Genomic DNA, 12,082 nt, shown 5'->3' with positions numbered 1-12,082 from the left:
AGTAATAAATACAGAATTTTATCCGTTGTTCTGTCTGACAAAGGACGGCGGTTACGAATTAAATTACGAGGTGATATTTTGGAATACAATAATGATTTTGAAAGGCGCCGCGCATATATTTCAAGCCGCGAAAAGCTGCGGAAACGGCGGCGGACAGTTCATATTACGATACTGCTGATCGTTCTCGGAGTTCTTCTCCTGGGAATCGGCGGACTGCTCCTCTTTAAAAAAGGAGGCCGCTTATCCACACAGTTGAAAAACAACACTTCTGAATCTTCGGCGGAATCCGATCCGTCCGGAGACGATAAAACGACCGTTTCACTTGCGGAGAGCGGATCCGGAGAAGACGCTTCTCCGGAGTCACAGGAAGCCGCCGTACCGGCTGCCGCTTACAATACAGGCGATACTGCCCTGGATGGGATTTTAAACAGCGCTCACGCAAAATTCGTCACCTACGACTACGATGCTGCCATCGAGATCTTAAACTCCAACCCGGATTACGCGGAGAATTCCGATGTGAAGGAGCTTCTCGCCTCCTGCGAGGAGACAAAATCCACACTCGTCCGGGCGGATGTAAACAAGATCACCCATGTGTTCTTCCACTCCCTGATCATGGATAACTCCAAAGCCTTCGACGGGGACGCAGATTCCAAGGGCTACAACCAGGTGATGACCACGAAGAGCGAATTTTTAAAGATCCTGGATTCCATGTACGAGAAAGGATATGTTCTCGTAAAGCTCCACGATATTGCCCACGAGGTAACGGACGAAAACGGCAATACGAAGATGGTGGCGGGGGATATTATGCTGCCGCCTGGAAAGATTCCTTTTGTCATGTCCCAGGATGACCTCTGCTATTACGAGTATATGGACGGTGACGGTTTCGCAAGCCGGATGATCGTGGGCGAGAACGGAAAGCCGACCTGCGAGATGGTGATGGATGACGGCTCCGTGTCGGTGGGCTCTTATGATCTCGTGCCGCTCCTTGAGGACTTTATCACGGAACACCCTGATTTTTCCTACCGGGGTGCCCGGGCGGTCCTGGCGTTTACCGGATATCAGGGCGTTCTGGGATACCGGACGGATCCGTCCTATGAGAGTTCTAACCCAAATTATGAAGCCGATAAAGAGACGGTCCGCCAGGTGGCACAGTGTCTCAGGGACAACGGCTGGGAGCTCGCCTCCCACAGCTGGGGACATATCAATTTCGGGAAACGCTCCTTTGAGGATGTGAAGACAGACTCCGATAAGTGGGCCTCCAGGGTGGAATCCCTGATCGGAAAGACGGATATCCTGCTCTACCCATTCGGATCAGATGTTGGCGACTGGCATCCGTACACAATGGAAAATGAAAAATACACATATCTCCATGAGCTGGGCTTCCGCTACTTCTGCAATGTAGACTCCAGCCAGTACTGGGTACAGTTTGGATCTGACTATCTCCGCCAGGGACGCCGGAACCTGGACGGCTACCGCATGTACTACGACCTGCCGGAGACGAATCCGGAAAAAGACCACTTAAGCGACCTCTTCGATGTGACCCAGGTCTTCGACCGCGAACGGCCGGTTCCGGTGGCACCGATGAATTAGACCTGGAATTAAAAACGGACTTCAAAAGTCATATCTCATATGGCTCATGAAGTCCGTTTCTTTTGTTTATATCCGCTAAAGCTTTCACTGGCAGTCCCTTCTGAATACATGGGAACCCGCAGAGCCTGCCAACGGCAGCTTCTTCGGAATTCGAGAAAATCAAAATACGCTGGACAGTTTTTCCATCCAGCGTACCCGGTATTATTCTGCATTTTCTGTTTTTCAGCTGAAATCTTCATTTAGAACTGCACAATATCCTTGATCTCCTGCGCCGGTTCCACGCTCTCGGCGTAGAGAACCGGACCGACACCGTCGTAGTCCGGCCAGAACTCGTATGCGATCTTCGCACGGACCTTGACCCACTGCTTTGTCTCAAGGTTTCTCGCCTCACGCGCCTTGCAGATAAATCCTAAAAATGTCATATCTGCCTCGCAGCATGTCATCGCCATTCGGCCCGGAACGAAATAGTTCTTCGGGAATTCCGGGGATTTTAATACCATACCGGTGAACTCCACAACTTTTCCCTCGTAGCGGTCCTGCTTATCCATGGCGTCGATGTACCAGATGCCGTAATCCTTCGGATCGATCTTGATCACATCTGCCTTCATGTCGTACGGAAGATCCTCTTCCAGAACCTCCTGCTCGATCTCGCCTTCCGCGTCCTCGAAGATCAGCTCTGCCTGCGGGTTTAAAGCCTTTAAGCCGCGGCGGTAGCGGGTGATGTTCTCATCGCTGACTTCATCGCAGCGGTTCATGATCACAAGCTCGGAGCGCTTTACAAGGAGCGCTAAGAGCGGCTTCATGTTGCTTAAATAGAGCTCGAAGGTGGAGCCGTCGATGATCGTGATCTGCTGGAAGAGTTCCCAGGTATCCGGGAGCTGCAGCTGATCCTGCGGCCACATTCCGTTCCACTCGATGAGCACCCGGGCCGGGTCATATAATGCCTCGATCCGTCCGTAGAAATCCTCGTCCATCTCGGAGATATCTTCCACGGTAACGATCTTTGTTCTTGTTTTCTTTAAGATTTCCTTATCGTACTCCGTATCGCCTTCCTCGCAGAGGATCAGAACGGTCGTACCGTCGGCCTGGAAATAGTCCTGCTGTAAAGTATTTGTGATGAACTGGGTCTTTCCCGCTTCCAGAAAGCCGTTGATGACAAATACCGGCATTTTTTCCTGCTGTTTCACTGTCTTATTCTCCTAATTATATAAAATGGTTCCTGCCCACGTCTTGCGCAGACAGGAACTGCCACTGAACAGGTTCTGCAGATCTGGCAGCCTGACCCTGGCAGAATACGTTCATTAAGCCTCAAACGCAGCCTTTAACTCGTCTTCCTTCAGGTTGGAACCGATCACGCACACTTTTCCTGTGTAGATCGGAGCGCCTGTGCGGATCTCGGTCTCTTCCGGTACAAGATCGAAGTAGTACCATGTTCCGTCCGCATCCGGCAGCATTCCCTTTGCGCGGAGAACCTGGCCGTACTTCTCGGAATGTGCGAGTTCCTGTAACAGGGACTCGAGTTTCTCCTTTGTGATGGTACGGTTTGTCTCAAGACCCCAGCTTGTGAATACCTCGTCGGCGTCATGATCGTGGTGGTGATGGTGGTGGCCGCATCCACACTCGCCGTCATGATGATGGTGATGCTCGTGCTCATCATCGTCATCATCGTGGTGATGGTGATGGCCGCATCCGCACTCTTCGTCATCGTCATGGTGGTGATGATGGTGCTCATGCTCATCTTCGTCGTCATCATCGTCATCGTGGTGGTGATGGTGGTGGCCACAGCAGCACTCCTCGTCGTCATCGTCATGATGATGGTGATGGCCCTCTTTTACCTCCTCAAGGAGCTTCTCAGCCATATCATCTGTCGGCTGCTCAATGATCTCAAGAAGCTGCTCGCCTGTGAGCTTGTCGATCGGAGTTGTAACGATAGCTGCCTTCGGGTTCTTCTCGCGGATCATCTCTACACACTGAGCGACCTTGTCTGCGTCAGCGACATCGGTACGGCTTAACACGATCGTTCCTGCGCTCTCGATCTGGTTATTGAAGAACTCACCAAAGTTCTTCATATACATCTTGCACTTCTGAGCATCAACGACTGTCACGGAACCATTTAATACAACGTCGATCTCGCCCGCAACGTCGCAGACTGCCTTCATGACGTCGGAAAGCTTGCCGACACCTGACGGCTCGATAATTACACGGTCCGGTGTATACTTTGTAAGGACTTCATTTAAGGAACGTCCGAAATCACCGACTAAGGAACAGCAGATGCATCCGGAGTTCATCTCACGGATCTCGATGCCGGAATCCTTTAAGAAGCCGCCGTCGATACCGATCTCACCAAATTCATTCTCGATCAGGACTACTTTCTCGCCCGCAATTGCTTCTTTCAGAAGCTTCTTTATAAATGTTGTTTTTCCGGCTCCGAGGAAACCGGAGATAATATCAATTTTTGTCATAATGACACCTCTTTCTTGCCATCCGCGCGGCATTCCTGTATTTTTATCTGTCCGCCTTAATTTTATACTGTATACAGACCAGATCCACTGCCGCACTTTCATTTTTCATTACCAATTACTAACTTTAACACATTTTCTAACAAAGTCAAGTACTGCCGCTTCCAGCGGATGTCTGGAAAGCGGCAGAAATACGAGAAATTTTCTCATATAATATTGTTTTCTTGTACAGTCTTCAGGATCTGGCAAAATCCAGCCTCATTGAGCGCTTGCGATTACGTATCTGCTGGCATCCTGCTGTTTCTCCCCTATCTCGACTGCTTCACCATCTGAACGACACTGAACACCCCGAACATCGCCAGGTTCACCACAACAACGCTGGCTCCCGCCGGAATTGAATATACATAGGAAAGAATGAGCCCGATAAAGAAGCACACCACAGACACAACGCCCGAGGATACCACAACGCCGAGGAAACTCTTAAATACCCGCATGGATGTCAGTGCCGGGAAGATCACAAGGCTCGAGATCAGCATGGCACCCATCATTCTCATACCGAGAACGATCGTAATGGCAGTCAGGACCGCGATCAGAAGGTTATAGGCGGAGACCCGCACACCCGTCGCCTTCGCGAAGCTCTCATCGAAGGTCACGGCAAAGACCTTGTTGTAGCAGATCACAAACATGCCGAGGACCACCAGGGACAGGACTACGCTTAAGCACATGTCCTCGCGGCTCATTGCTAAAATACTTCCGAACATATAGCTGCTGACATCCGTCGTCATTCCCGTCGTCAGGGATGTGACGATGATACCGATGGCGAGAGATCCTGCGGAAATCATCGCGATCGCCGCGTCACTCTTGATCTTTCCGTTTCCCGTGATCCGAAGAAGCAGGACCGCCGCCGCTGCCACCACCGGGATCGATACCGCGAGAGGCGCCCAGTTAAAGGCCACCGCGATAGAGAGTGCCCCAAAGGAAACATGGGACAGTCCGTCACCGATCATTGAATACCGTTTCAGCACAAGGCTGACTCCCAGGAGCGATGCGCAGAGCGAGATACAGATACCGCCGATCATCGCCCGCACGAGAAACGGATAGGAAAACATTTCCTGTAAAAGTCCCATTTAGTTCTCACCTCCGAGGAATTCTCTTCCGAATTCCGATTTCTTATACTCATCCACGGTCCCGTAAAACTGGACCGTCTGTTTCAACTGTAAGATCTTGTTGGCCTGGGTCACGATATTTCCGATATCGTGGGAGACCATGAGGACAGCCACCTTCTCGTCCCTGTTTAGATGGCGGATCACCGCATAGAAATCCTGGGTGGATGCCGGGTCAAGTCCCGTGATCGGCTCGTCCAGGATCAGGAGCTTATCCGTAGCGCAGAGGGCCCTCGCGATCAGGGTACGCTGTTTCTGTCCGCCGGAGAGATCCCGGTAGCAGCTCTTTTTGAGATCCGTGATTCCGAGCTTTTCCATATTGACTGCCGCAAGCTTCCGCTCTTCCATCGAGTAAAACGGTCGGTTTCCACGCTTTCCAAGGCAGCCGGAGATCACGACCTCCTGTACCGTCGCAGGGAAATCCTTCTGGGCCGGGGTCTGCTGCGGGAGATATCCGATTCCGGACCGTCTCAACTCGTCCGCCAGCGTCAGGACACCGCCGGTGGGCTTTATAAGTCCCAGGAGTCCTTTCATCAGGGTGCTCTTTCCGGATCCGTTCTCGCCGACGATGCAGAGGTAGTCCCCAGGATTGATCTCCATGGACACGTCCTTCACCACGTCATAATTTTCATATCCAAAGTCCACATGTTCACATTTTAATAATGGCTGGTTCATCGATAAAGTCCTTCCCGTAAATTGACAACATTCTGTTCCATCAGTTCCAGATAGGTGACGCCGTTATCAAACTCTCTTCTCGTCACGTTATGACAGGAGTGAAATAACAGCGGCTTCGCACCGGTCTCCTCGCTGATGATCTCCGCCACCCGGTGGCTGGAGAGTTCCAGGTAATAGACCGCCGGGATCTGTTCCTCCCGCACCTTGTCGATCAGGTATGCGATGGTCTTTGCGCTTGGCTCAGTGTCGGAGGCGCAGCCGGAAAACGCAGCCCTGTACCGGAGTCCGTAAGTGTCCGCAAAATAGCGGAGCGGAAACTTGTCCGCCATGACAATGAGGTCTAAGTCCGCGCCGTTTACCACATCGCGGAATTCCTGGTCGAGATTCTCAAGTTTCCCGAGATAATCCTCTGCATTTGCCGCAAAGATGTCCGCGTCTGCCGGGTCCATCTCCTGAAGCGTGTCCGTGATCACCTGGGTGATCTTCATGGCATTCACCGGGGAAGTCCAGATGTGCTCGTCATATTCGATCTCGTAATCCGCGTCGTCATCATCGTGCGTGTGTGTGTGATCTTCCGCATCATGATCGTGTTCATCATCCGTGTGGTCATGATCTTCCGCATCGTGATCGTGTTCATCATCCGTGTGGTCATGATCTTCCGCATCGTGATCGTGATCATGATCATCGTCATCAGCATGGACCGCCTCATCATGGTCGTGGTCATCATGGGTATCGTCTGCCGACGCATGGCTGTGGTGATGTTCCTCACCTGCGTCCTCCATGCCTTCCACGATCTCTTCCTCCACGGTATCCACATAGTCCATCATCGTGATGACCTTTAAGCTCTCCGAATCCAGGGATGCCACAACCTGGCTCACCCACTGCTCCATGGCACCACCGTTGCAGATCAGAAGGTCCGCGTTCTGGATCAGGCGGATATCTGCCGGTGTCGGCTCAAAGGAATGGCTGTCCTGTCCCGCCGGGATCACCATGGAAAGATCTACGGCATCCCCCGCGATCTGTCTCGTGAAATCGTAGTACGGGAACAGGGTCGTTACAACTTTCAGCTTTCCATCATTCGGAGTTCCCACATCTCCGTGTGTGTCACTAACAGAACCACAGCCTGTCAGGGTACCAAAAAGAAACATCGCTGCGGTGAGCCATGCTTCTATCCGTTTTCGTCTTGTTTTTCTAAAATACTTCAATCCATTTCCTCCGGTATCTAACGCGCGGGCTGATGTCACCTTTTTATGGCACATTGATAAGTCATGCCGCATCTGCACAGGTCTGCCAAACAGCTACTTTTCAATCTCCATTAAGATATCAAGCGGTTTCTCAAGCAGAAATTCCGGCTGGAATGCCGCAAGCTCCTCACGGCCCCTGAATCCCCAGAGAACTCCCACCGTCGTCATCTTCGCGTTCTTTCCAGTCTTCATGTCCGTATTCGTATCTCCAAAATACAGGCACTCTGACGGATCCGCGCCACAGATCTTCGCCGCCTTCAATGCTCCCGACGGATCCGGCTTCTTCGGAACGCCCTCCTGCTCCCCGATCACCGTGTCAAAATATCCCGCGCCGAATACATATTCTACGGTCTTCTTCGCCTGGGCATCAGGCTTGTTGGATACAACAGCAATCTTTAAACCCAGCTCTTTCGCCTTCGATGTGAGCTCCACGATTCCATCGTAAGGATGCATCTCATAGTTACAGTATTTTCCGAATATCTCCATATATACAGGGAGGATCGCCTCGTAGTGCGCCTCATCCGTATCCCCGCAGGCCGCGAGGGAACGTTTCATCTGCATTTTATATCCATCGCCGACGATGGTCATCATCTGTTCCTCTGTCAAAGGACCGAGCCCAAACTTCTCCAGTGAAAGGTTCGTACAGTATGTCAGCGCATGGATCGAGTTTACCAGCGTTCCATCCAGATCAAAGATCAGACACTTATATTTCATATCTGCCTCCATATAAAGCAAAAACGAATCAAAAACTGTGCCACTCATTTTATCACACTAAAAAAAAAATGACAATACCTTTCTGCGCATATATAGGGCTCCGAAAATTTCCTTTAAATCCCATTGACTCTTTCCAGTTTCCATATTAGGATATATCTATATGAAAAGGACAAATCTACATATATTTTATGTGCATTTTTGTACCAAAAGACGAAATCCCAGGAGGTACGTTTATGAAAAAATTTTGCATCGCAGCTCTCGCTGCAACACTGGCTCTCGGAACCATGATCACAGCTCAGGCTGCTGATACAATAGATGGAACTGTTGTATCCGGCACATACAAACGCAGCACAAACGGCGGACGCCGCCGCGGTTTAAAGTCCCCGGCAGGCGGTGCCTGGGAGAAGCTCTCTGACGGTACCTACAAATATCACTTTGCGGAAGGTCTCGAAGCTACCGATTACTGGCTGGAGATCGATGGAACCTGGTACTATTTCGGTCATGACAATATCATGCAGACCGGATGGGTAAAGGATGACGGCAACTGGTACTACATGGACCTTAAGACCGGCGCTCTCTTCACCGGCTGGCACGAGATAAGCGGCAAGTGGTACTACTTCCACGAGGAAGGCGATGGCTTCAAGGGCACTCTCATGGTAAACTGTGAGACTCCGGACGGATACACCGTTGACGTGAATGGTGCGCTTGTAGAATAGTCACTGGCATAAATTTTAAAAATCCCCGCAGGATCGTTTTTCCGCATCCTGCGGGGATTTTTTGCCGGTCCATATAGCATCCGTTCCAATAATACGTTTCTTGCATATGTCCCATTGATCGGCAGTTCCTCTTTATTCATATCTCAGAGCATCGATCGGATCCGCCTTTGCGGCTTTCGACGCCGGGTAAATCCCAAAGAAGATGCCGACTACGGCCGAAAAGGATACCGCAAGAAGGATGATCCCAGGTTTGATCACAACAGGGAGTCCAAGCGCCGCCCCGCCTGCCGTCACGAGACTCACAGCGAGAAGAACACCGATGATTCCGCCCAGAGCTGACAGGATCGCGGACTCTGTCAGGAACTGAATCAGGACATCCCGGGTCCTTGCTCCAAGCGCCTTTCTGATACCGATCTCGCGGGTCCTTTCCGTGACGGACACCAGCATGATGTTCATGATCCCGATGCCGCCCACCAGGAGAGAGATCGCTGCGATCCCGCCCACGGCCATGGAAAGTCCGCCCATGAGGCTGTCGATGGATCCCATCTCATCCGCCACCGTATTCGTATAGAAATCTTCCGCGTTTCTATTCTTGATTTTCCCGAGATACACCGTCAGCCTTGACATGAAATTTACCATGTCCGTTCCCTCTTTCGCGTACAGGCGGCAGTAATAGAACTGGTCATTCGGCCACGTGAGCAGTGTATACGGGATATACGCGGATCCCGTATCGCCGGAACCTCCGGACAAAAGCTTCTGGAAGGCGCTCATCTCTTTTTTGTAGACACCGACTACCGTATACATATCTGTATCCCCGTAGACGGTGGTCCGGAAGGTCTTTCCCACCGCGTTTTCCGTTCCGAAAAGTTTTCTGGCACTCTCCTCCTCTATCACCACATTTTTCTTTCGTCCAAGGATATCTCCTTCGTTTAAATAACGTCCGGAAATCATGGTCACCGGCTGGACATCGCTAAAATTCCAGTCGATCCCCTGGAAGTCAAATTTCATGTTTGTCCGTCCTGCAAGGACTTCTGAATTTACGCTGGCGTAACTGTCGATATAGGATATCTCATCCCCAAAGATCTCCTTGATCTTATCAAGTTCATCCAGGGTAAAGTAATCGCTGTCCCGCACATCCTCCACATTGTATCCGATGGATACCACCGCCTGGGTGGCCCCCGCGTCCTTATAGAGGTCCGCGAACAGTCCGCGCATCGTATCGCCGATGGAAACGATGGATATGACAGAACCGATTCCGATGATAATGCCCAGCATGGTCAGGAATGAGCGCATCTTGTTCGCCATGATTGCATGGAAGGCCATGATCATATTTTCGCCTAGCATCCGACCACCCCACTCTCTGTTCCGGCTGTTTTCTGGAAGTGTCTGTAGAGACCTTTCATGTGGACTTTACCACTTCCTTTTGTCGGGTTTTCGTTGATCTCATCTTTGATGATCTGACCATCCGAGAAGTGGATGATCCGGTCCGTAAAGGCGGCGATATTTTCCTCGTGGGTGACAACGATCACTGTGGCTCCCGCTTTGTGGAGTTCCGAGAAGATCTCCATGATCTCGATGGACGCGGCTGTATCGAGATTTCCCGTCGGTTCATCCGCCAGGATCAGCGGCGGCTCGTTCGCCAGCGCTCTCGCAATGGCAACGCGCTGTCTCTGTCCGCCGGACATCTCATTGGGCATGTGTCCGGCGCGTTTTTCCAGCCCCACGCACTCCAACAGTTCCATGGCCCGCTCCGTCCTTTTTCTTTTCGGGATCCTCGCGTAGGTCATCGGGAGCTCCACATTTTTTAACGCCGATGTCCTGGAGATCAGGTTGAAGGATTGGAACACGAAGCCGATCTTTTTATTCCGCACCGCGGAGAGTTCGTCCGGGGACAGGGCCGCCGTGTCGATCCCGTCGAGGTAATAGTGACCCAGTGTCGGGCGGTCCAGGCAGCCTAAAATGTTCATCAGGGTAGATTTTCCCGATCCGGAGTGTCCCATGATCGCAACGAACTCGCCCCGGTGGATCGTCAGGTTGATTTTCTTTAGTCCCATGACCCGGATCGCGCCTGTGTCGTAGATCTTTACGAGGTTTTCCAGGCGGATCAGCTCGTCTGTCACGTTTTCCGTCATGTAGCGGGATCTTGTCAGTTTTTCAAACATTGTTTATTCCCCCTGTTTTCCGGATGATGTGACTGCCATTCCATCTGTGTACTGCTCTCCCGGCTCCGCAATCAGGACGGAGTTTTCATCCAGGGAGCTCCCTTCCACCGGGATGATCTCCATCTCCACATCGCCTTCCACACCGATGTCCACCGGAACCCAGGATACGGTTCCGTCACTGATCTCCTGGACGTAGTTCGTTCCGTCTTTTTCCATCACGGCGGAGACTGGGACTGTCAGGGCGTTCTCTGATTCTTCCAGGACAATGGACGCGCGGGCGGTGATTCCAGCGATCAGTTTTGTGTCCTGATCTGTGACGCGGATCTTTGTGGGGATGACGCGCTCGCTGGAACCGCCGCCTTTTTCTTCGCCGGTCGGGGAGATCGAGATGACTTCGCCGTGGACGGTCTCACCGTTTAAGATGTCCGCGGAGATCTCGGCTTCCTGGCCGACGGCGACTTTTCCGATGGTGTACTCGCTGACTTTGATCTCGAGTTCCAGGTTATCGAGGTTTTCGATCACGAAGAGCGGGGCGTCGTTTTCCATTTTGTCGGCAAAGCGGCCTACTTTTGTGTTGACGCGGACGACGGTGCCGTCGATAGGGGCTTTTAAGATCGTATTATCTAACTGCTCTACGGCTTTTTCGTAGTCGAATTTTGCTTTTTCGATCTGGAGGCGGTAGGAGTCATCGGCGACGGCGGATCCGTTTTTTATTGTGTAGGAGTCGCATTCCCGTTCTGCGTCGTGGAGACCGTTTTCCGCTGTCTCAAGATCAACTTTTGGGACGCTGCCGCCATCAAAGAGGGCTTTTGTGCGGTCGTAGTTGGCCTGGGCGGTGTTCAGGTCCTGGATGGCTTTGGCGTAGCCGTTTCTTGCTTCTTTATCTTTTTCGGCGCAGGTGGTCACGGCGAGGTCGTAGTCGTTTTTGGCGATGTCGGCTTCTTTTTTTACGTCGGAATCGTCGAGGACTGCCAGGGGCTGGCCTTTTGTGACTTTGTCGCCTTCTTTTACGGGAATTTCGAGGATCTCAGCGTGGAGGTTTGAGACGACGTCTACGCTGTCGGTTCCGGAGATGGGGCCGGTGACGGTGAGGCGGTTTTGGATGGTTTTGCGGGTTGGGGTCACAGTGTCCACAACGGGGACCATGTCTTTTCCGCCGGACAGGAGTTTGATGCCGATGATTCCGAGGATGGCAATGGCGGCGGCGATTATGATCTTTTTTCTCTTTGGGTTTTTGGGTTTCTTTTCTGTGGTTCCGGCCAGTAGGGAGTCCAGTTCTTTGTCGAATTCTTCTGGTGAGATTTTTTCTTCACTGCTCATACTCATGTGTTCCTTCCGAGGTTTTCTATGTTAAATGTG

The 12,082-nt window shown here is 51.7% G+C and carries 11 protein-coding genes; 2 read left to right on the top strand and 9 right to left on the bottom strand.

Going from position 1 to position 12,082, the window contains the following annotated elements; genetic code table 11:
- Positions 1-78: 78 nt before the first annotated feature.
- Positions 79-1,590, top strand: a complete 1,512-nt coding sequence (locus DXA87_RS11360) for a polysaccharide deacetylase (protein ID WP_117504450.1) — start codon at positions 79-81, stop codon at positions 1,588-1,590.
- Positions 1,591-1,829: 239 nt separating this feature from the next.
- On the opposite strand, the gene DXA87_RS11350 is transcribed toward DXA87_RS11360, so the two are convergent.
- From DXA87_RS11350 to DXA87_RS11325, 6 genes are all read right to left on the bottom strand, one after another.
- Positions 1,830-2,777, bottom strand: a complete 948-nt coding sequence (locus tag DXA87_RS11350; RefSeq protein ID WP_343220242.1) for a GTP-binding protein — start codon at positions 2,775-2,777, stop codon at positions 1,830-1,832.
- Positions 2,778-2,891: 114 nt separating this feature from the next.
- Complete coding sequence (locus DXA87_RS11345; RefSeq protein WP_117504446.1) at positions 2,892-4,052, bottom strand: CobW family GTP-binding protein; 1,161 nt, start codon at positions 4,050-4,052, stop codon at positions 2,892-2,894.
- 305 nt (positions 4,053-4,357) lie between these two features.
- On the bottom strand, positions 4,358-5,176 hold the full coding sequence (locus DXA87_RS11340) for a metal ABC transporter permease (protein ID WP_117484230.1): 819 nt from the start codon (positions 5,174-5,176) through the stop codon (positions 4,358-4,360).
- Entirely contained in the window at positions 5,177-5,887 is a 711-nt protein-coding gene (locus DXA87_RS11335) for an ABC transporter ATP-binding protein (protein ID WP_117470694.1), read from the bottom strand.
- Complete coding sequence (locus DXA87_RS11330) at positions 5,884-7,164, bottom strand: metal ABC transporter substrate-binding protein (protein WP_117504444.1); 1,281 nt, start codon at positions 7,162-7,164, stop codon at positions 5,884-5,886. Before DXA87_RS11330 ends, DXA87_RS11335 begins: the two co-directional genes overlap by 4 nt.
- A 21-nt stretch (positions 7,165-7,185) precedes the next feature.
- Entirely contained in the window at positions 7,186-7,845 is a 660-nt protein-coding gene (locus tag DXA87_RS11325) for an HAD family hydrolase (protein WP_117504442.1), read from the bottom strand.
- A 233-nt stretch (positions 7,846-8,078) separates the two neighbouring features.
- Here DXA87_RS11325 and DXA87_RS11320 point away from each other — a divergent pair, with 233 nt between their 5' ends.
- Positions 8,079-8,561: a hypothetical protein gene (locus tag DXA87_RS11320; RefSeq protein WP_158553073.1), complete on the top strand. Its 483-nt coding sequence runs from the start codon at positions 8,079-8,081 to the stop codon at positions 8,559-8,561.
- 132 nt (positions 8,562-8,693) lie between these two features.
- On the opposite strand, the gene DXA87_RS11315 is transcribed toward DXA87_RS11320, so the two are convergent.
- From DXA87_RS11315 to DXA87_RS11305, 3 genes are read right to left on the bottom strand one after another with little or no spacing between them, the layout of a single operon-like run.
- Positions 8,694-9,905 (bottom strand): ABC transporter permease, encoded by a 1,212-nt coding sequence (locus tag DXA87_RS11315; RefSeq protein WP_117504438.1) that lies wholly within the window; start codon positions 9,903-9,905, stop codon positions 8,694-8,696.
- The gene (locus DXA87_RS11310; protein ID WP_117470698.1) at positions 9,899-10,723 is read right to left on the bottom strand and encodes an ABC transporter ATP-binding protein; all 825 of its coding nucleotides are present in this window, start codon (positions 10,721-10,723) and stop codon (positions 9,899-9,901) included. The genes DXA87_RS11315 and DXA87_RS11310 overlap by 7 nt, the downstream gene beginning before the upstream one ends.
- Before the next feature lie 3 nt (positions 10,724-10,726).
- Positions 10,727-12,043: an efflux RND transporter periplasmic adaptor subunit gene (locus tag DXA87_RS11305; RefSeq protein WP_242998043.1), complete on the bottom strand. Its 1,317-nt coding sequence runs from the start codon at positions 12,041-12,043 to the stop codon at positions 10,727-10,729.
- Positions 12,044-12,082 lie beyond the last annotated feature (39 nt).

Source organism: Desulfotomaculum sp. OF05-3 (assembly GCF_003435535.1).
GTDB lineage: Bacteria > Bacillota > Clostridia > Lachnospirales > Lachnospiraceae > Pilosibacter > Pilosibacter fragilis.
Note: the sequence above shows the minus strand (reverse complement) of the source record. Positions and strands in the feature narration are given on the sequence as shown.

Bases quoted from the DNA above. Each gene is read 5' to 3' on its own strand.
- DXA87_RS11340 (WP_117484230.1), bottom strand. From the start codon at position 5,176: ATGGGACTTTTACAGGAAATGTTTTCCTATCCGTTTCTCGTGCGGGCG.
- DXA87_RS11310 (WP_117470698.1), bottom strand. From the start codon at position 10,723: ATGTTTGAAAAACTGACAAGATCCCGCTACATGACGGAAAACGTGACA.
- DXA87_RS11320 (WP_158553073.1), top strand. From the start codon at position 8,079: ATGAAAAAATTTTGCATCGCAGCTCTCGCTGCAACACTGGCTCTCGGA.
- DXA87_RS11345 (WP_117504446.1), bottom strand. From the start codon at position 4,052: ATGACAAAAATTGATATTATCTCCGGTTTCCTCGGAGCCGGAAAAACA.
- DXA87_RS11315 (WP_117504438.1), bottom strand. From the start codon at position 9,905: ATGCTAGGCGAAAATATGATCATGGCCTTCCATGCAATCATGGCGAAC.
- DXA87_RS11330 (WP_117504444.1), bottom strand. From the start codon at position 7,164: ATGCGGCATGACTTATCAATGTGCCATAAAAAGGTGACATCAGCCCGC.
- DXA87_RS11305 (WP_242998043.1), bottom strand. From the start codon at position 12,043: ATGAGCAGTGAAGAAAAAATCTCACCAGAAGAATTCGACAAAGAACTG.
- DXA87_RS11325 (WP_117504442.1), bottom strand. From the start codon at position 7,845: ATGAAATATAAGTGTCTGATCTTTGATCTGGATGGAACGCTGGTAAAC.
- DXA87_RS11335 (WP_117470694.1), bottom strand. From the start codon at position 5,887: ATGAACCAGCCATTATTAAAATGTGAACATGTGGACTTTGGATATGAA.